The sequence below is a fragment of the Mycolicibacterium vaccae NBRC 14118 = CIP 105934 genome, assembly GCF_001552715.1.
Taxonomy (GTDB): domain Bacteria; phylum Actinomycetota; class Actinomycetes; order Mycobacteriales; family Mycobacteriaceae; genus Mycobacterium; species Mycobacterium vaccae.
Genome location: NZ_BCRS01000124.1, coordinates 1 through 19,405, shown reverse-complemented (window position 1 = coordinate 19,405; position 19,405 = coordinate 1). Strand labels below are relative to the sequence as shown.

Sequence of the window (19,405 nt, the reverse complement as noted above, 5' to 3'; positions counted from 1 at the left end):
GCCAGGGTCCGCGGCCCGGGCGCGGCCCAGCGCCCGGCGCCGCCGCGACGGCGCCGTCAGGTGTGATGTCGACGAAAACGGACACCGGCAGACATTGACGGATGCGTCATCGTCCGGGAAGAGCTGCGCTCACCGCGAGCAAAAGTCACGTGCGGCGAGCAGAGTGCGCACCCCGGGGAGCCGCCTCCTACACTGACATCTTTATCCGTCCAACGAACGACGGGTGCCGGGGCACTGCTGTGCGTGCACAAGGGGTCCCCGCCGCCCGGTGAGCCAAGCCTAGATCGGATCGATATCGATGATCATCGGGATACCGAGAGAATCCCAGCTCGGGGAGACGCGGGTGGCTGCGACGCCGCAGACGGTCGGGCAGCTCATCAAGCTCGGCTACGAGGTCGTGGTGGAGTCCGGGGCGGGCGACGCGTCCAGTTTCTCCGACGCCGCGTATGCCGAGGCGGGCGCGGCCATCGGATCGACCTACCAGGTGCTGTCCTCGGACGTGGTGCTCAAGGTCAACGCGCCGAGCCCGGCCGAGATCGCCAATCTGGCTGACGGGGCGACCCTGATCGGCCTGATCTCGCCGGCACTCAAGCCCGAGTTGCTCGATCAGCTGGCCACCCGTCCGGTCACCGTGATGGCCATGGACGCGGTGCCGCGGATCTCGCGGGCGCAGTCGCTGGACGTGCTGTCCTCGATGGCCAACATCGCCGGGTACCGCGCGGTGGTGGAGGCCGCACACCGTTTCGGCCGGTTCTTCACCGGTCAGGTCACCGCGGCGGGCAAGGTGCCGCCGGCCAAGGTGCTGGTGGTCGGCGCCGGGGTGGCCGGGCTGGCCGCGATCGGTGCGGCCGGCAGCCTGGGCGCCATCGTGCGCGCGACGGACCCGCGCCCCGAGGTCGCCGACCAGGTCAAGTCCCTCGGCGGTGAGTACCTGGCCGTCGACCCGGCCGCGGCCGAAGTGTCGGCCACCGGTTACGCCAAGGAGATGGGCGACGACTACAAGGCCCGCGAGGCGGCGCTGTACGCCGAGCAGGCCAAGGACGTCGACATCATCATCACCACCGCGCTGATCCCGGGTCGGCCCGCGCCGCGCATCATCACCGCCGAGATGGTCGCGTCGATGAAGCCCGGCAGCGTGATCGTCGACATGGCCGCGGCCAACGGCGGCAACGTCGAGGGCACGGTCAAGGACCAGGCGATCGTCACCGACAACGGCGTGACGATCATCGGCTACACCGACCTGGCCGGCCGGCTGCCCGCGCAGGCCTCGCAGCTCTACGGCACCAACCTGGTCAACCTGCTGAAGCTGCTGACACCGAACAAGGACGGTCAGCTCACCCTGGACTTCGACGACGTGGTGCAGCGCTCGGTGACCGTCGTGCGCGACGGCACGATCACGTGGCCGCCACCGCCGGTGCAGGTCTCAGCCGCTCCCGCGGCCGCCACACCCGCCGCGCCCGTCCAGACCAAGCCGGCCAAGACGCCGATGACGACCAGCCGCCGGCTGGGCCTGACCTTCACCGCCGCGGCCGCGTTGTTCGCGCTGATCGCATTGTCGCCGACCGCGCTGCAGGTGCACCTGACGGTGTTCGCGCTGGCGATCGTGATCGGCTACTACGTGATCGGCAACGTGCACCATGCGCTGCACACGCCGCTGATGTCGGTGACCAACGCGATCTCCGGCATCATCGTCGTCGGCGCGCTGCTGCAGATCGGCCACGGCTCCCAGTCCAACGGGATGGTCATCACCGCGTTGGCATTCGTGGCCATTCTGCTGGCCAGTATCAACATCTTCGGTGGCTTCGCGGTGACCCGCCGCATGCTGGCGATGTTCTCGAGGAGCTGAGACCATGTTCACGCTGGAAACCGCCGCCACCGCGGCCTACGTCGTCGCAGCCCTGCTGTTCATCCTGGCGCTGGCCGGGCTGTCCAAGCATGAGACCTCAAGGGCGGGGAACACTTTCGGGATCGCCGGGATGGCGGTCGCGCTGGTCGCGACCATCGTGCTGGCCCTGGCCCGCCATATCGAGCCGCTCGGACTGGCGCTGCTGGCCGTGGCGATGGCCGTCGGCGCGGCGATCGGGCTGTGGCGCGCCAAGATCGTCGAGATGACGGGCATGCCCGAGCTCATCGCGCTGCTGCACAGCTTCGTCGGGCTGGCCGCGGTGCTCGTCGGCTGGAACGGCTACCTGCACGTCGAGGCCGACCCGGCCGGCGCCGAAGCGACGAAGCTGGCCACCGAAGGGATGCTGGGCATCCACTCGGGCGAGGTCGTCATCGGCGTCTTCATCGGCGCGGTGACGTTCACCGGTTCCATCGTCGCGAACCTGAAGCTGTCGGCGAAGATGAAGAGTTCGCCGATGATGCTGCCCGGCAAGAACTTCCTCAACCTCGGCGCGCTGGCGGTCTTCGCCGCGCTGACCGTGTGGTTCGTCATCGACCCACAGCTGTGGCTGCTGATCGTGGTCACCGTGCTGGCGCTGCTACTCGGCTGGCATCTGGTCGCCTCCATCGGCGGCGGCGACATGCCGGTGGTGGTGTCGATGCTCAACAGCTACTCGGGCTGGGCGGCCGCGGCGTCGGGCTTCCTGCTGGGCAACGACCTGCTGATCATCACCGGCGCACTGGTCGGCTCCTCGGGTGCCTACCTGTCCTACATCATGTGCAAGGCGATGAACCGCTCGTTCATCTCGGTGATCGCGGGCGGCTTCGGGATCGAGGCCGGACCTTCCGAGGACAAGGACTACGGCGAGCACCGCGAGATCACCGCCGAGAGTGCGGCCGAATTGCTGGCCACGGCCAGCTCGGTGATCATCACCCCCGGCTACGGCATGGCCGTGGCGCAGGCGCAGTACGGGGTCGCCGACCTGACCCGCAAGCTGCGCGAGCGCGGCGTGGACGTGCGCTTCGGCATCCATCCGGTCGCCGGCCGCCTGCCCGGGCACATGAACGTGCTGTTGGCCGAGGCCAAGGTGCCCTACGACATCGTGCTGGAGATGGACGAGATCAACGACGACTTCGACGGCACCTCGGTGGTGCTGGTCATCGGCGCCAACGACACCGTCAACCCGGCGGCGTCGGAGGATCCGGGCAGCCCGATCGCCGGCATGCCGGTGCTGACGGTGTGGAACGCCGACAACGTCATCGTGTTCAAGCGCTCCATGGCATCGGGCTACGCCGGCGTGCAGAACCCGCTGTTCTTCCGGGAGAACACCCAGATGCTGTTCGGCGACGCCAAGGACCGCGTCGACGCGATCAACGCGGCGCTGTCGGTCAGCGAGAAGGTGTAGCGACGGTCGGGCGGCCCAGTCCGACCCCCGCCGCCGGGTGTGGGGGAATTGGGTTTGTCGTCGCCCGACGCTGTGCCTTTCGCATATGGCACCGACCGGAACCGTTGTCCCAGTGCTGCGCCGATCCGGCATTTTCCGCAAATGCCCCGACCGCATCACGCTGCCGCGAAACGGGCTGCGGGCTGCGGGCTGCGTCGATGCTGGCCCGCGTGCCGTGTGGGTGAATTCGCCACGTGCGCGTGGCGGATATCGCCACTTCGCTCAACGGATAGGTTGACTACCCAACCCGGGCATTTCCCCAACCCCGCCGGTATGCTTGCGACACCGGAGGCGAAGCCATAGCCTCGCATCACCACCGCGTTAGCGGAGGTTTGCAGCACCATGGATTCATCAGCGACACAGCACCTACCGCGCCGCGCCCTTCACTTCGAGAGCGACAGCCTCGAGGCCACCGAGGACTTCCTCGTGCACGCCTACACCAAGATGCGGATCGGCGCGGGAGAGGGCGAGACCGCCGCGGCGCATATCGACCGGCACTGGTTGGGTCCCATCAACTACGACGAGATCACGCTCGACTTCCACATGTCCTACGACGCGGCGCCGCTGGGCAAGATCTGTCTGTGCCGGGTGCACGACGGCCGGATCGAAGAAGACTTCATCGGCGAGCCTCAGGATGTGTTCACCCCCGGTGACGTCGCGCTCCTGTCGCCGCCCGAGCTGCCCTACTCGGGACGGGTCTGCGAAGCGAGCTATGACCTCACGATGTTCGACACCGCGTTGCTGGACCGGGTCGCCGCGACGGAGCACCCCGGCTGGGACGGATCCGTGCGGCTACTGGGTCACCGCCCGGTGTCGGCCGAGGCCGGCCGCCGGCTCAACGCCGCGATCGAGTACGTGCGCACCGTGGCGTGCTCCGACGATCCCGAGCCGACCCGCCTCGTCGCGTCGACCACCGCGTCGATGCTGGCCGCGGCGGTCCTGTCGGCGTTGCCGACTTCCGCTGCCACCGAACCCACCGCCACCGACCGCAACGACGCCAAACCGGCGCTGTTGCGCCGGGCGACGGCGTACATCGAGAGCAACGCCGACAACGACATCGCGCTGGCCGACATCGCCGCGAGCATCCACGTGACCCCCCGGGCGTTGCAGTACATGTTCCGCCGCCATCTGGCCATGACCCCGATGGAGTACCTCCGGCGGGTGCGGATGGACCACGCGCACCACGAGCTGCTCAACGCCGACCCCGGCCACACCACCGTCCAGATCGTCGCCGCCCGTTGGGGATTCGCGCACACCGGCCGGTTCGCCGCGATGTACCGGGAAGCCTACGGGCGCAACCCTTCTGAGACGCTGCGCATCTGATCCGTCAGGATCCGGTCAGGCCACGGGTGGCCGGGCCCTCCAGCAGCGACCCGTCTGGGGCGAACCGGGATCCGTGCAGCGGGCACTCCCAGGCGCAGTCGGAGTCGTTCCACTTCACGATGCCCCCCAGATGCGGACAGACCGGCGACACCGTGCGCTGCACACCGTCGACCACGCTGGTGGCCCGGCGCCGCCACGGCGGGCCGTCGACCACACCTTGCCCCTCGGCCGGCGCCTCCCCGTGAGCGCTCGCGCCGAGCCAGCCGTTGACCAGGTGCAGTCCGACCTTGAGGTTCAGCTCCAGCGCAGTGGGGATGCCGCGCAGTTCGTGAGCGCGCCAGCTCGAGAACGCGTGCGCCCACTCCATCCGCCCGCCGAGGATCCTGGCCGACAGCGCCAGTGCCGCCGCGACCCCGTTGGTCATCCCCCACTTGTTGAATCCCGTTGCGACGAGCACACTGTCGTGCCTGGGCAGGATCGGCCCGACGAACGGCACCTCGTCGTCGGGGTGGTAGTCCTGCGCCGACCAGTAATGGGTCTGCACCGCGCCGGGATAGTGCAGCGTCGCCCACCGCGCCAGCTCTTCGACGGATCCTTTGGGGTGCCCGGCTCTGCCGACGGTGTGCCCTGCCCCGCCGACGATTAGCTTGTCCCCGGTGGGTGTCGGCGCGTACCGCACGGAACGGGTCGGGCTGTCGACCGCGATGTACATCGATCGCGTGATGTCGCCGGGCACGTCGAACGCCAGGCAGTAGGACCGTTCGGGCTCGACCCGTGCGAAGAACATCCCCCGGTCCAGGATCGGTGTCCCGGTGGCGAGCACGCAGTGCCCGGCGGCGATGGCGAATTGCGTCTCGCGCGTGTCCTGCGGGGTGTCGGTGAGACGCAACCGGACCCGGACCGGATCGGTGCCGGCGACCGTCGTCGCCCGCACGCCTTGCAACAGCGTGCCGCCGTGCCTCTCCAGTTCGGTGATCAGGCTGCCCAGGAACGGCATCGGGTCGATCTGCACCTGGTCGCGCACCCGGACCCCGCCGCTGAACGGGAACGGCACGTCGGCCTCGTCGACCCACTGCGCCTCGACTCCGCCCTCGCGGCATGCGGCCAGCACGTCTCGGGCGGTGCCGATCCCGGATGCGTCCTGCGCGTAGGAGTGGTCGTCCTCGCGCTGGAAGTCCAGCCCGTGGTCCTCGTGGTACCGGGTCAGCCAGTCACGGCCCTCCGCATTGCCCGTCACGTAGGCGTTCAGCACGTCCGCCCCGTGCTTGGAACGGATGCGCGCCAGCTTGCTGCCCTGCAGCACGCTGACCTTGCCGGTGGTGTTGCCTGTCGCGCACGCGCCGACGTGCCGCGCTTCGACCACCACCACCTTCTTGCCTGCGCGCGCCAACAGCAGCGCGGTGGTCAGGCCGGTGATCCCGGCGCCGACGACCACCACGTCGGCGGTGCGCACCCGGTCCACGTCGTCGGGGCTGGAGGGGGTCTCGATCCGATCGTCGGTCCACAGCGAGGACATGGCGCGCGGTTTACCCGGTCCCTGCCTGCTCAAACGCCGCGCGCACCGAGATCCGCCTGGTGCCGTTTCATCGGCATGGAACCGGGCAGACCTCCTCGATGCGCATCTCCGACCTGACCACGCTGCCGCTCCGGGCCGGTGCGGCTCTGCGTGCCAAGCGGTTCTTCCATCCCGACGGTGTCCTCTGCGGCGGCACCGTCACCCGGCTGGCCCCCGCCGGTGACGGCCTGCCGCTGGTGTCCGGCGAGGTCGTGGGCCGCGTCTCCAAAGGCGTCGGGACGCCGGGGAGCCTGCCGGACTTCGGCGGGCTGGCCTGGCGGATGTCCGCGGACGCCGACGGCCCGCACGCCTGGGACGTGCTGACGGTCTCGTCGGCGGCCCGGGTGGCGCTGCGGCCCGTCGCTTCCTGGCCGGCCGCGCAGTACTCGACGCTGATGCCGCTCGGCTACCGCGGTGCGGTGTTCTGGCTGCGGGCCCGGATGCGGACGCCCGTCGACGGTGACGGTCTGTCCCTGTCCGCGATCAGCGACCGCATTCGCCACGACACCGTCGAGTTCGCCATCGAGCAGGCCCGCGGCACCGGGCCGTTCACCACGCTCGCGACGCTGTCGTTCGACCGCGAACTGTGCCGCGACGACCCGGGCTGCGACCAGCCGTTCGACCCGACAGTGCGCAGCGGCACCGAGATCAGCCTGCTGCCGCGCTGGCTGACGACCTTCCGGCACGCCGCGTACCGCAACAGCCGCCAGGGACGCGGCGCCGAATGACCTCGGTGACCGTCCTGATCGGGCGGTCGAACTCGCAGTTCACGCGTGTCATATCGTGGCGGTCATGGACTTCGCGATGTCAGCCAAAGCTCAGGACTATCACCAGCGGTTGACCGATTTCATGACCGAGTTCGTGTTCCCGGCCGAGGAGTCGTACCACTCCTACCGCGAGCAGGCGGGCCCACACGACCACACCGTCCCGCCGGTGGTCGAGGAGCTCAAGAAGCTGGCCAGGGAGCGTGGTCTGTGGAACCTGTTCCTGCCTTCGGAGTCCGGGTTGTCGAACCTGGAGTACGCGCCGCTGGCGGAGCTGACCGGCTGGAGCATGGAGATCGCCCCGGAGGTCACCAACTGCGCGGCCCCGGACACCGGCAACATGGAGACGCTGCACCTGTTCGCCACCGAGGAGCAGCGCAAGCAGTGGCTGGAGCCGCTGCTGGCCGGGGAGATCCGTAGCGCGTTCGCGATGACCGAGCCCGCCGTCGCGTCCAGCGACGCCCGCAATATCGAGACGACCATGCTGCGCGACGGTGACGACTACGTCATCAACGGCCGCAAGTGGTGGATCACCGGTGCCGCCGATCCGCGCTGCAAGATCCTGATTGTCATGGGCCGCACCAATCCCGACGCGGCCAGCCACCGTCAGCAGTCGATGATCCTGGTTCCTGTTGACACGCCCGGGGTTTCGATCGAGCGGTCCCTGCCGGTGTTCGGCTGGCAGGACCAGCACGGCCACTGCGAGATCACCTTCGACAACGTGCGGGTGCCGACGTCGAACCTGCTCGACGAGGAGGGCAGCGGTTTCGCCATCGCCCAGGCCCGCCTCGGGCCCGGCCGCATCCACCACTGCATGCGGGCGATCGGCGCCGCCGAGCGGGCGTTGGCGTTGATGGTCGACCGGGTGCAGAAGCGGGTCGCGTTCGGCAAGCCGCTCGCCGAGCAGGGCGTGGTCCGTGAGGCGATCGCCAAGTCCCGCAACGAGATCGAGCAGACCCGGCTGCTGTGCCACAAGGCGGCCTGGACCATCGACCAGCACGGCAACAAGAGCAAGGACGCCCAGCTGCTCGTGGCGCAGATCAAGGCTGTGGCCCCGCAGATGGCCTGCGACGTGATCGACCGCGCCATCCAGGTGCACGGCGGCGCAGGCGTGTCCGACGACTTCCCGCTGGCGCGGCTGTACAGCTGGCACCGCGCGATGCGCCTGTTCGACGGCCCGGACGAGGTGCACATGCGCACCATCGCGCGCGCCGAACTGGGCAGGGAGAAGTCGGCGTTCGTGCAGGCGGTGACGGGCTAGTGCCGTTCTCCGGCGAGGAACTGTCGGGCGCCTGGAACTTCCGGGACGTCTCCGAGCAGACGGGCATCGCACCGGGGCGCTTCTTCCGCGCCAGTGAGCTGTCCAAGCTCGACGACACGGGCCGGTCCGCGCTGGCCGGCTACGGCGTGACCGACGTCGCGGATCTGCGGACCTCACGCGAGCTGGAACGGCACGGTCCCGGGCTGGTGCCGGCGAGCGTCGAGATCCACCATCTGCCGTTCGTCGAGACGATGGCCGCCGACGGGGAATCCCCGCACGAGCACGCGTTCCAGCGGATGATGACCGACAAGCCCGACGACGAGCCCGTCGCCGAGGCCGCGGCCCGGTATATGACCGAGGAGTACGCACGGATTGCGGCGCTGCCGCTGGCCCGCCGTGCGGTGCATCGCGTGGTGACGCTGCTCGGTTCGGACCGCGCGGTGCTCGCACACTGCTTCGCCGGCAAGGACCGAACCGGCTTCACCATCGCGGTGGTGCTGGAGGCCGCGGGGGTCGATCGCGACGCGATCATGAGCGACTACCTGCGCAGCAATGTCGCGGTCCCGCAGTTGCGCGAGAGCATCCTGGAGTCGGTGCGCGCCCGCGCCGCCGATGCGCCCGAGATCATGGACCTGGCCGAGGCCCGGCTGACCGACGCGGTGCTCGGTGTGCGCGAGCAGTACCTGGACACCGCGCGCCGCACCATCGACAGCGAATTCGGTTCACTGACAAACTATCTGGAGGCCGCCGGGCTGACCGAGGACGACGTCCGCCGGCTGCGCAAGGCCCTGCACGACTGACCCCGGATCCGGTCGGCCACGCGGCCCCCGGGTTGCGTAACCACACGGCGAAATACACCCCGAAACCCGCCGTCCGGTTACACAAATCGCCGCCAGGCCCACACTCTGTCGGTGCCCTCGAACAGACTGCGGGCATGGACGGTCCTTTCCTCGGCAGTGAGGCGCTGGCTGCCGGCTTGGTCACCCGTCACGCGTTGCGCACAAGGTTCGTCGCGATCCACAAGGACGTATACGTACCGAAGGGCACGCAACCGACGGCGCTCAATCGTGCCAGAGCATGCTGGCTCCGTTCGCGCGGTCACGGTGCTGGCCGGCTTTTCGGCCGCCGCCGTACACGGTGCCAAGTGGATCGACCCGACGTTGCCCGCCACCGTCATCGACGACAACCGCAGGCGGACGCCCGGAGTGGTGGGCCGCCGTCCTCACCGACGACGAGATCTGCACCGTTGACGGGATGCGCGTGACGACACCTGTGCGCACCGCGATCGACCTCGCCCGGCGGTATCCGCTCGACACTGCGGTCGCCGCTGTCGACGCGCTCGCGCGAGCGACCCGGCTGTCTGTGGGCGCCATCGAAGAGGCCGCGATCCGGTATCCCGGCCGCCACGGGGTGTCCAGGGCGCTTGAGGTACTGAGCTTCGTCGACCCCGGCGCAGAATCGCCACAGGAGACCTGGCTGCGGCTGGTCGTCGTACGTGCCGAGTATCCCAGGCCCCGTAGCCAATTGCCGGTACTCAACGAATACGGCGTTCTCATCGGCACAGTCGACCTCGGGTGGATCGAGCACAAGATCGCGTTGGAGTACGAGGGCAAGCAGCATCGGATCAGCGCTGAACAGTTCGAGAAGGACATCCGCCGCTACGACGAGATGATCGACCTGGACTGGACCGTCATCCGCGTGACGTCCCGCGACAGCGAAGCCACGGTGCGCCTGCGGCTCGCCGACGCGTGGAACCGTCGGGTGCGGCGCGCCGGCTAGAGGGTCAGCGCGACCCCGACCGCCCAGGCGACCGTCGCGAGCACGGCGCCGGTCAGTTCGACCCCGACCGACAGCGCCACGCCCTTGACCGCGTGCCAGGTCGACACCCACGCCCGTGTCACGTCCTGACGGATCGCCAGCTCCGCGGCGAAGACGCCCAGCACGAAGCCGATCAGCAGGCCGATCACCGGGATCACGAAGAAGCCGACCACGCCCGCGACGCCGCCCACGACCAGCACCGAGGTGCGCACGTCGGCCCGGCGCATCCGTTTGACCGGCCAGGTGTACTTGATGATCTGCGACGCGACGATCAGCGCCGCGGCGATTCCGAGCACCACCCACGCCACCGTGGTGTCGACGACGAACGCCCACACCGCGATCGCCCCGATCACCAGGATCGCGCCTGGCAGGATCGGCACGACGATGCCGGCCAGACCGACCGCGATCGCGAGTGCGACGAGGATGAGGCCGCCGGTGCTCATGCCGACGACCCTACGGGGTCAGGGCTTACGGCCGCGCACCCACTGAACGGTGCCGATGCTCTTGGTGCGCACGCTGACCAGACCGAGACCTTCGAGGGTGTCGCCGAGTTCGTCGTCGCCGAAGGAGTGCGCGCCCGCGGTGGGCAGGTAGCGCAGCAGGTTGGCCGCCGGGCCCGCGGTGGGCACCATGACCGCCATCCGCCGACCGGACCGCAGCACCCGGACCATCTCGGCGAGCGCCGTCGCCGGGTCGGGGATCAACTGCAGCATCGCGATCGACACCACCGCGTCGAACGACTCGTCGCGAAACGGCAGGTGCTGGGCGTCCGCGCGCAGGAAGCCGACGTTGGGTCCGGCCTCGGCGCTGACCGCTCGGGCCAGCATGGGTTCGGAGATGTCGACTCCGAGCGCCAGACCGCCGGGACCGACGGCGCGGCCCAGCGCCGCGGTGACGTTTCCCGGCCCGCTGCCGACGTCGAGCGCGGTGCCTCCGACGGGGATGTTCAACCATTCGGTGGGTTCGTGCCAGGCGGTCATCAGCCGCCGCATGACGGTCTGGGCGTTGTCGTAGAACAGCGACCCGAGCTGCGACGCCCACAGCGCCTGGATCGCGCCGGTGTTGCGGTCGGCGCCGTCCTCGAGCAGGTCCAGGTAGCCCTTGCTGACGTCGGGATGCTCCGGCGGGTCGACGAGCAGGCGTTCGGCCATGCGCAGCGCGGATTCAGTCATGACTCCACGGTACGCCGGGCCGTCAAACCCCCAGCTGGTCCGCGAGATCGCGGAAATCGTCTGCGGTGACGTCGAATTCACTGTCGTCGGGGCGCTGCGGCGGACGGTCGGGGCCCTGCTCCAGCGGCCGGTGGACGTAGGCCGTGGCCAGTCCCGCCGCCCGCGCGGCACGCAGATCGGACGGGTGCGCGGCGACGAGCATCAGCTCGCCGGGCGCCACGTCGAGGATCTCGGCGCAACCGAGGTAGACCTCGCGGTCCGGCTTGTAGTGCCCGAAGAGCTCGGCCGACAGCACGCAGTCCCACGGCAGCCCGGCGCGCTTGGCCATGTTCGTCAGCAGCGACACGTTGCCGTTCGACAGCGTGGTGATCACGAAGCGCTGTTTCAGCCGGGTCAGGCCTGCGACGGCGTCGGGCCACGGGTCGAGCCGGTGCCAGGCCCGATTCAGCTCGTCGATCTCCGTGTTGCCCACCGTGATTCCGGCCTCATCGAGCAGCTCGACGAGGCGGCCGCGGTGCAGGTCGTCGAGCCGTGTCCACGGCAGTTCACCGTTTCGCACCCGGTTCATCGCCGGCACGTAGCCGGCCCGCCAGTCGTCGGCGAAACGCGGCCAGTCCGCGGTCGCACCGTTGCGCCGACCGAACTCGGTGAGCTCACGGATGACGCTCGCACGCCAGTCCACGACCGTGCCGAACACGTCGAAGGCCAGCGCGCGGATCACGGCCGGGCTATCTGCTCTTCGCGCGAGCGCTCATCGGGCCATCTGCTCTTCGCGCAAGCGCTCATCGGGCCATCTGCTCTTCTTTCGCAAGCGCTCATCGGCCGGGCTCCAGGACGAGCTTCCCGTTCACCGCGCCGTCGGCGAAGGCCTGCAGCGCGGCCACCCCGTCGGACAGCGAGAACCGCACCGGCTCAGGCGGTCTGAGTCCCTGGTCGACGAGTGTGGCCAGCGCCGCACCGACCTCGGCCTGCGCGCCCGGGGTGCGGTTGACGAACTCACCCCAGCCGACGCCGACGACGCTGGCGTTGCGCAGCAGCAGCCGGTTCACCTTGACCGTCGGGATGCCGCCCGCGGCGAAACCGATGACCAGCAGTCTGCCCTCGGTGGCCAGCGCACGGACCGCGTCGTCGAACGCGGCCCCGCCGATCGGGTCGACCACCACGTCCACTCCGCGCCCGCCGGTCTCGCTCTTGACCGCGTCGAGCCACCCGTCGGTCAACGGCAGCACCACATCGGCGCCGAGGGATTCCACGAACTCGACCGCCGAGGGCCGGTGCACCATCGCGATCACCTTGGCGCCCAACGCCTTCGCGATCTGCACCGCCGCGGTCCCGACGCCGCCGCCGGAGCCGAGCACCAGCACGGTCTCCCCGGGTCGCAGCCCGCCGCGGCGCTGCAGCGCGAAGTGCATCGTGTAGTAGTTGCCCAGTAGGCACACCGCCGACGCGTCATCGAGCGCGTCATTGGTCGGCACCACGCTGCCCACCGGCACCGCGACCTGCTCGGCCCACGCGCCCAGCAGGCTGAAGGCCGAGACCCGCTGCCCGGCAACCAGTCCCGAGCCTTCGGGCGCCGACCGCACGGTGCCGGCGACCTCCAGGCCCGGGACGAACGGCGCGGGCACCTTCATCTGGTACTCCCCGCGCAGCATCAGCAGATCGGGGAAGCAGACGCCGGCGGCACCGACGTCGATCAGGACGGCATCGCCGCCCCGAGGTTCGTCGACGTCGGTGTACGCCAGCCCTGCCGGACCTGTCAGCTCCTGTGCGAGAAGTGCTTTCATCCCTGAATCAGCCGAGGCTGAAGGTGGCCCGCTCGGCCGCCGACAGGTCGGTGATTTCGCCCCACTTGGCGGCGACGTCGTCGACCGTGGGCACCTCGGTGAACGTCACGCCGCTGTTCTGGAACAGTGCGACGCGCTGCACCTTGCCGCCGCCGACGATGAACACCGACGCGGTCTCTGGGACCTCTTCGGTGCACAGGTAGGACACGATCGGGGCGACGTACTCGGGGGTGAGCTTCTCGAACACCTCGGGCGGCAGGATGTCCTGCGTCATCCGGGTCGCGGCGATCGGGGCGATCGCGTTGGCCTTGATGTCGTACTTCGCGCCCTCCTGGGCCAGCGTGTTGATCAGCCCGACGAGGCCGAGCTTGGCGGCACCGTAGTTGGCCTGGCCGAAGTTGCCGAACAGGCCGCTGGTGGAGGTCGCCACGACGACGCGGCCGAAGCCGTTCTCGCGGAAGTGCGGCCACGCGGCGCGGATGACGTTGTACCCGCCGTAGAGGTGCACCTTCAGGACGGCGTCCCAGTTGGCGAAGTCCATCTTGTGGAAGGTGCCGTCACGCAGGATGCCCGCGTTGCTGACCACACCGTCGACCTTGCCGAACTCGTCGATCGCGGTCTTGATGATGTTGGCCGCACCCTCGGGCTCGGCGACGGAGTCGTAGTTCGCCACGGCGCGGCCGCCGGCGTCCTTGATCTCCTTGACGACCTCGTCGGCCATCGCCGATCCGGCACCGGTACCGTCGCGTGCCCCGCCGAGGTCGTTGACCACGACGCTGGCGCCCTCACGCGCGAGGGTCAGCGCGTATTCGCGGCCGAGGCCACCTCCGGCGCCCGTGACGACGATGACACGATCCTGCACTCCTGGCACTGATGTTCCTCTCTCAAAGGTTTCGACGGCTCAAGCTATCTCCCGGGTCCCGCCGGTCAGAACAGCTTGCGCGCCAGCTTCCACGCCTTCTCTGTATACGGGGGGTAGATGAAGCCGCCGAGGTCGGGTCGGGTCGGCTTGGTCAGCACCGACTTGGCGTGGCTGAAGGTCTCGAAGCCGAACTTCCCGTGGTAGGCGCCCAGACCGGACGGCCCGACGCCGCCGAAGGGCAGCTTGTGCGTGGCGAAGTGGAAGATCAGATGGTTGACCACCATGCCGCCGGCCGGGACTTCCTTGATCACCCGCTCGCGTACGGCCTTGGCCTTGGTGAACAGGTAGGCGGCCAGCGGCTTGGGCCGGGCGTTGACGAACGAGACGGCCTCGTCGAGGTTCTGCACGGTCACGATGGGCAGGATGGGGCCGAAGATCTCGTCGGTCATCAGCGGCTCGGCCGGGTCCGGATCGACGACGACCGTCGGGGCGATCTTGATGGTGGCCGCATCGGAGGAACCGCCGACGGCGACGGTGCCCTTGGTCGCGTCCAGCGCGTTGACCAGCCGGTTGAAGTGCCGCTCGTTGACGATCCGCTTGCCCTCGGGGTTGCCGGACTCGAAATGCTCGACGGCCTTGCGGATCTCGTCGACCAGCTTGTCCCGCACCGGGGCCTCGACCAGCACGTAGTCCGGCGCGATGCAGATCTGACCGGAGTTGATCAGCTTGGTCCACGCGATGCGCTTGGCGGCGACCTCGATGTCGGCGTCGGCGGCGACGATCACCGGGCTCTTGCCGCCCAGCTCGAGCGTGACCGGCGTCAGGTGCGACGCGGCGCTCTCGTACACCCGACGGCCGATCTCGGTGCCACCGGTGAAGATCAGGTGGTCGAAGCCCTGCGCGATGAGCTCCTGGCTGACCGCGCCGTCACCCTCGATGACGGCGACGGCGTCGTTGTCGAGGTAGCGCGGCACCAGCTCGGCCATCAGCGCCGAGGACGCGGGCGACACCTCAGAAGGCTTGAGTACCACCGTGTTCCCGGCGGCGATGGCGCCGACGGCCGGGCCGAGGGTGAGCGCGAACGGGAAGTTCCAGGCGCCGATGATCAGCACGGTGCCGTAGGGCTCGTACTCGATCCAGCCCAGGCCCGGCAGTTGCGACATCTCCAGCATGCGGTAGCGGCGCTTCATCCACTTGCCGACGTTCTTGGCCGCGTAGGCAGCTTCGCCGGCGGTGCTGGCGATGTCGGCGAGCCAGGCCTCGAACGGCGCGCGGCCGAGGTCCTTCTCGAGTGCCTCGGCGATCGCGCCCTCGTTCTCGGTCATCAGGCGCTCGAGGGCGTGCAGCTGTTCCTTGCGCCATTGGGCGCTGCGGGTGCGCCCGGTCGCGTACGTCTGGCGCAGCTTGCCGACGACGGCGGGGATGTCGGTACCGGTCACGCCGGCTGCGGCGGTCACGGGTACGACGGATTCGGTGGTCATGATGGGGTCCCTTCCTGACCTGGGGAGTAACCCGCATCGTAGCCAACCATCCGGTTGGTGAACAGGTGTCGATAAGCGCGGCGGCGCTGTCAGCCCCGCACGGCGGTGGTGAAGGTCGAGAACGACTGGTCGTCGCTGTCGGCGATCTCCACCATGCGGTCCAGCCGGCCCATCTCGTCCTGCGAGGCCACCTCCTGCGCCGTCCAGCCGTGCGCCGACAGCCATTGCGCGACGTTGGCGCGGTCGGGGTCTTCGTAGGTGAGCTCGGTGATGTCCATCGGTTCGATGTCGACCTGCGCGGCGATGGAGGCGAACCGTTCCCGCATCCGCTCGCGCCGATCCTCGGCGTGGACGCCCATGGATTCCGCGGCGATCCGGCTGCCGGGTGCACTGAGCTCGGTGATCTGCGCGAAGAGCCGGTCCTGGGCGTCGGCGGGCAGGTACATCAACAGCCCCTCGGCCAGCCAGGCGGCCGGCCGGGCGGGGTCGAAGCCTGCGGCGGCGAGCGCGGCGGGCCAGTCCTGGCGCAGGTCGATCGGCACCTCACGGCGCTCGGCGGTGGGCTGTGCGCCGTGCTCGGCCAATGTCGAGGTCTTGTACTCCAGTACCAGCGGCTGGTCGATCTCGTAGACGGTGGTGCCTGTCGGCCAGGGCAGCCGGTAGGCACGCGAGTCCAGGCCCGACGCCAGGATCACGATCTGGCGGATGCCCGCGTCGACGGCCGCGGAGAAGAACGCGTCGAAGAAGTGCGTGCGCACGGCCTGGTAGTTCTTCATGTGCTCGAACAGCACGCCGATCTCAGGGTCGGATTCGGCCATCCGCGCCACGAACGCCTCGTCGGCGATGTACTGCCAGGCGCCGGCGCCGGCGCCGGCCACCAGGATCCCGGCGTAGGGGTCCTCGATCAGCGGGTCGGGGCGTGCGGTCTCGGCCGCGCGTGCCGCGGCGACCATGACGGCGGTGGCTCCGACGCTGGAGGCGATGTCCCAGGTGTCGTTGTCGGTGCGAAGTGAACTCATGACGGCGCTCTTTCGATCGGACGCAGCATTACTTCGCAAGTCTATCTAAGAGATTGCGCACAACCGGTGCGCCAACCGACCTCTCAGTATTCGCCCAGCCGATGCGGATTACTCGTTCAGGTTCCAGAGTTTGTTCGCCAGCAGCAGTTCGAGTTTGTGCACGACCGACCCGAGTTCGCTGCGGTCCCCGACGAAGCCGGCATAGAAGCCCATCCCCCAGACCACGGCGACCAGCATCTCCACCAGGATGTCCACGTCGGTGTCGGTGCTCAGTTCGCCCCGGACGACCGCGTCGTTGACCGCCCAGGACACGAACGCACGCGAGCTCTTCAGCGAATCGTGTTCGTCGTCCCGCAGTTCGGGGTGCCGTTGCGATTCCAGTACCGAGGTCACCAGGAAAGCCGCCGCCGAGCGGTCGTCGGTGTCGGCCTGGGTGGCCGCCGACAGAAACGCCGACAGCCGGGCGATCAGCGAGGTCTGTTCCTGCGCCCGGGCAATGCCCGCGCTGATGATCGACCCGTTGGTCTGCTCGACCACCTCACCCCACAGCACGCGTTTGCTGGCGAAGTAGTGGTTGATCGCGGGCCGGGTGAGATCGGCACGGATGGCAATTGCCTGGAATGTGGCTGCGTCATAACCGAGTTCGCTGAACACCTCGCGCGCGGCATGCACAATCCGCTCCCGCGTTTCAGCGGCCTTCGCTGCGGGAGGGCGTCCTGGACCTCGACTCGCCGTATACGGCACGGTCAAATTGTGCCACACGTCACCTGGGCCCTGGTGACGCCTCCTCGACCCGTTACCCGAGAGAGACCTCACAGCAAACGAAACGGCCCCCACGGCCCGGCGCGGTGGCGGCCCAGGTCTGTTCGCGCGCGCGGGGAGCGAACTAGGGTTTCCGCCATGGGGGCCGTGGCATCGCGCGAGTCGTTCTTCGAGGCGGGCCTCGACGTGCTGTCCGAGCTCGGGTACGGCGGGCTGAAACTCGCTGAGGTGTGCGAGCGCCTCGGCGTCACGACGGGCTCGTTCTACCACTACTTCGCGAATTGGACCGCCTACACCCACCAGCTGGTCTCGCACTGGCACGCGGGGATGACGTCGGAGATCGTCGAGTCGGTGCAGACCGAGCCGGATCCGCGGCGTCGCATCGACCGCCTGATCGAAGCCGCAGTGACGTTGCCGCACAGCGCCGAGGCCGCCATCCGGGTGTGGAGCGCGTTGGACCCGCACGTGCGCTCGGTGCAGGAATCGGTGGACCGGCAGCGCTTCGACGTGGTGTACAACGCGGCGCTTGAGGTCCTGCAGCACCCGCGGCGCGCGGAGTTGTTCACCGCGTGGGCGGTGTACGTGCTGGTCGGCTACGAGCAGGCCATCCTCCCGCCGGACGCGGCCGGGCTGCGCTGGATCATCGAGCAGCTGCGCGAGACGCTGGACTCGGGGCGGTTCACGTCGGTGCCCGACCGTGAGTGACGGCGCCACCACCGCCGACGTCGGGGCGGCGCCGGTCGAGCATGTCGTGGCGAGGCTGCGCGAGCGCCTCTACGGCGCGATCTCGTGCCTGGCGACCCTGGTGGTACTGACCCGCTACACCGAGGACGACACCAGCGGCTGGGTCCGGATGCTCGACGTCGGCGTGACGATGGGCGGCCTGTGGGCGGCCAGCCTGCTCGCGGACTGGGTGGCGCACATGAGCGTGCACCAGCGGGCACCCCGGGGCCAGGAGCTGTGGCGGATGCTGCAGGCCTCCGGGCAGATCCTGCAGGCCGCGCTGCTGCCGATGCTGGCGTTGGGCAGCGCGGTGATCGGCCTGTTGGAGACCGATACCGCGATGTGGGTCGCCAAATGGATCCTGGTCGTCGAGCTGGGCGCGATCGCGCTGCTGGCGGTACGCCGCACCCGCCTGCCGCTGTGGCAGCAGGTCCTGACTGTCGCTGCGCTCAGCGGCATCGGGCTGCTGGTGATCGGCATCAAGGTCCTCTCGCACTGATGGCCGCCGCGCCCACCGCGCTGACCCATCGCCTCGCGCGCCGCATCGCGCGGCGCGATCCCGACAGGGACGCATTGCGCCGCGCGGTCCGGGCGGCCGTGGTGGTACCGCTGGCGGCCGCGCTGAGTTTCGCGGTGGCCGGGGGCAACGCGCAGACCCCGCTGTTCACCATCTTCGGTTCTGTTGCGCTGCTGGTGTTCTCCGACTTCCCCGGCAACCGGCAGAGCCGGGCGGTGGCCTATGCCGGCCTCGGTTTCAACGGTTTCGTGCTGATCACCCTCGGCACCCTGGTCGCGCCGCATCCCTGGGTCTCGGTCGCCGCGATGTTTGCCCTCGGGGTGGCGGTCACCTTTTCCGGGGTGCTCAGCGAGACCATCGCCGCGGGCCAGCGCGCCACGCTGCTGACGTTCGTGTTGCCGGCGTGTACGCCGCCTGGACCGGTGGGCGAACGGCTTTTCGGCTGGGCCCTGGCACTGGCGGTGTGCGTGCCCGCAGCGCTGTTCCTGTTGCCGCCGCGCCACCACGGGCAGCTGCGGCGCCGCGCCGCGCGCGCCTGCAGCGTGCTGGCCGACCGGATCGACGGGTCCGCCTCACCCGAGGACGTCACCAGAGCCATGGACGGGCTGCGGCGGACCTTCCTCGGCGCCGACTTCCGCCCGGTCGGTCTGACCGCGGGCAGCCGCGCTCTGGTCCGGGTGGTCGACGATCTCGAGTGGGTGGCCGACCGCGTGGGTGACGACGCCGGCGTCACGCTGCGCGACAAGGGGGCGGTGGTGCGGGTGCTGCGGTGCGCGGCAACGGTGCTGCAGATCTCCGAGCCGGCGGACCGGGACCGGGCACGCATCGAACTGGAGGCCGCGATCAGCGCGCTGCGGACCATCGCGCGCGGCCGCTGGCGTGAGGATCTCGACACCATCCTCAGCGCGCCCGATGACGGGCAGGCCATCGAGATGGGTCGGAAACTGTTGCGGCGACGGACCATCGCGGCGACCATCGGGGCCACCGCCCGGGTGATCGCCGCGGCGGCCGCCGCCGACGCCCGCCCGGTGTGGG

Annotated in this window: 17 protein-coding genes and 2 pseudogenes; 10 read left to right on the top strand and 9 right to left on the bottom strand. The window is 69.4% G+C overall.

Features of this window, described 5'->3' with window-relative positions; genetic code table 11:
* Positions 1 to 298: 298 nt before the first annotated feature.
* The 3 genes from MVA01S_RS21230 to MVA01S_RS21220 all read left to right on the top strand — a co-directional run bounded on the left by MVA01S_RS21230 (position 299) and on the right by MVA01S_RS21220 (position 4,652).
* On the top strand, positions 299 to 1,846 hold the full coding sequence (locus MVA01S_RS21230) for a Re/Si-specific NAD(P)(+) transhydrogenase subunit alpha (protein WP_003930759.1): 1,548 nt from the start codon (positions 299 to 301) through the stop codon (positions 1,844 to 1,846).
* Between the two features lie 4 nt (positions 1,847 to 1,850).
* Positions 1,851 to 3,290: a Re/Si-specific NAD(P)(+) transhydrogenase subunit beta gene (gene pntB / locus MVA01S_RS21225; protein ID WP_003930758.1), complete on the top strand. Its 1,440-nt coding sequence runs from the start codon at positions 1,851 to 1,853 to the stop codon at positions 3,288 to 3,290.
* Between the two features lie 381 nt (positions 3,291 to 3,671).
* Entirely contained in the window at positions 3,672 to 4,652 is a 981-nt protein-coding gene (locus MVA01S_RS21220) for a helix-turn-helix transcriptional regulator (protein ID WP_003930757.1), read from the top strand.
* Positions 4,653 to 4,656: 4 nt separating this feature from the next.
* Here MVA01S_RS21220 and MVA01S_RS21215 read toward each other — a convergent pair whose 3' ends face one another.
* Positions 4,657 to 6,168, bottom strand: a complete 1,512-nt coding sequence (locus MVA01S_RS21215; protein WP_003930756.1) for an FAD-dependent oxidoreductase — start codon at positions 6,166 to 6,168, stop codon at positions 4,657 to 4,659.
* Between the two features lie 98 nt (positions 6,169 to 6,266).
* Between MVA01S_RS21215 and MVA01S_RS21210 the strand changes: the two genes are divergently transcribed.
* From MVA01S_RS21210 to MVA01S_RS21195, 4 genes and pseudogenes are all read left to right on the top strand, one after another.
* Complete coding sequence (locus MVA01S_RS21210) at positions 6,267 to 6,935, top strand: hypothetical protein (RefSeq protein WP_003930755.1); 669 nt, start codon at positions 6,267 to 6,269, stop codon at positions 6,933 to 6,935.
* Between the two features lie 64 nt (positions 6,936 to 6,999).
* Complete coding sequence (locus MVA01S_RS21205) at positions 7,000 to 8,232, top strand: acyl-CoA dehydrogenase family protein (protein WP_040541484.1); 1,233 nt, start codon at positions 7,000 to 7,002, stop codon at positions 8,230 to 8,232.
* Positions 8,232 to 9,032, top strand: a complete 801-nt coding sequence (locus MVA01S_RS21200) for a tyrosine-protein phosphatase (protein ID WP_003930753.1) — start codon at positions 8,232 to 8,234, stop codon at positions 9,030 to 9,032. The genes MVA01S_RS21205 and MVA01S_RS21200 overlap by 1 nt, the downstream gene beginning before the upstream one ends.
* A 134-nt stretch (positions 9,033 to 9,166) precedes the next feature.
* Positions 9,167 to 10,011 (top strand): annotated as a pseudogene (locus MVA01S_RS21195) (type IV toxin-antitoxin system AbiEi family antitoxin).
* Here MVA01S_RS21195 and MVA01S_RS21190 read toward each other — a convergent pair.
* The 8 genes from MVA01S_RS21190 to MVA01S_RS21155 form a co-directional block, all read right to left on the bottom strand.
* Complete coding sequence (locus MVA01S_RS21190; RefSeq protein WP_003930751.1) at positions 10,008 to 10,493, bottom strand: DUF456 domain-containing protein; 486 nt, start codon at positions 10,491 to 10,493, stop codon at positions 10,008 to 10,010. The pseudogene MVA01S_RS21195 and the gene MVA01S_RS21190 overlap by 4 nt on opposite strands.
* An 18-nt stretch (positions 10,494 to 10,511) precedes the next feature.
* A complete protein-coding gene (locus MVA01S_RS21185; protein ID WP_003930750.1) occupies positions 10,512 to 11,222 on the bottom strand; it encodes a methyltransferase domain-containing protein in 711 nt (236 codons plus the stop codon).
* A 22-nt stretch (positions 11,223 to 11,244) separates the two neighbouring features.
* A complete protein-coding gene (locus MVA01S_RS21180; RefSeq protein ID WP_003930749.1) occupies positions 11,245 to 11,943 on the bottom strand; it encodes a haloacid dehalogenase type II in 699 nt (232 codons plus the stop codon).
* Between the two features lie 94 nt (positions 11,944 to 12,037).
* Complete coding sequence (locus tag MVA01S_RS21175; protein ID WP_003930748.1) at positions 12,038 to 13,006, bottom strand: NADPH:quinone oxidoreductase family protein; 969 nt, start codon at positions 13,004 to 13,006, stop codon at positions 12,038 to 12,040.
* 7 nt (positions 13,007 to 13,013) lie between these two features.
* Positions 13,014 to 13,877 (bottom strand): SDR family oxidoreductase, encoded by an 864-nt coding sequence (locus tag MVA01S_RS21170; protein WP_003930747.1) that lies wholly within the window; start codon positions 13,875 to 13,877, stop codon positions 13,014 to 13,016.
* A 56-nt stretch (positions 13,878 to 13,933) separates the two neighbouring features.
* Positions 13,934 to 15,349: an aldehyde dehydrogenase family protein gene (locus tag MVA01S_RS21165; RefSeq protein WP_003930746.1), complete on the bottom strand. Its 1,416-nt coding sequence runs from the start codon at positions 15,347 to 15,349 to the stop codon at positions 13,934 to 13,936.
* 89 nt (positions 15,350 to 15,438) lie between these two features.
* Positions 15,439 to 16,368, bottom strand: coding sequence for a class I SAM-dependent methyltransferase (locus MVA01S_RS21160; protein ID WP_003930745.1), 930 nt, complete (start codon positions 16,366 to 16,368; stop codon positions 15,439 to 15,441).
* A 108-nt stretch (positions 16,369 to 16,476) separates the two neighbouring features.
* Positions 16,477 to 17,112: a TetR/AcrR family transcriptional regulator gene (locus tag MVA01S_RS21155; protein ID WP_169801770.1), complete on the bottom strand. Its 636-nt coding sequence runs from the start codon at positions 17,110 to 17,112 to the stop codon at positions 16,477 to 16,479.
* Between the two features lie 156 nt (positions 17,113 to 17,268).
* Here MVA01S_RS21155 and MVA01S_RS21150 point away from each other — a divergent pair, with 156 nt between their 5' ends.
* From MVA01S_RS21150 to MVA01S_RS21140, 3 genes and pseudogenes are all read left to right on the top strand, one after another.
* Positions 17,269 to 17,835, top strand: a complete 567-nt coding sequence (locus MVA01S_RS21150) for a TetR/AcrR family transcriptional regulator (RefSeq protein WP_003930743.1) — start codon at positions 17,269 to 17,271, stop codon at positions 17,833 to 17,835.
* A complete protein-coding gene (locus tag MVA01S_RS21145; RefSeq protein WP_003930742.1) occupies positions 17,828 to 18,352 on the top strand; it encodes a hypothetical protein in 525 nt (174 codons plus the stop codon). Before MVA01S_RS21150 ends, MVA01S_RS21145 begins: the two co-directional genes overlap by 8 nt.
* Positions 18,352 to 19,405, top strand: a pseudogene (locus tag MVA01S_RS21140) (FUSC family protein); the annotation flags it as partial. The gene MVA01S_RS21145 and the pseudogene MVA01S_RS21140, both read left to right, overlap by 1 nt.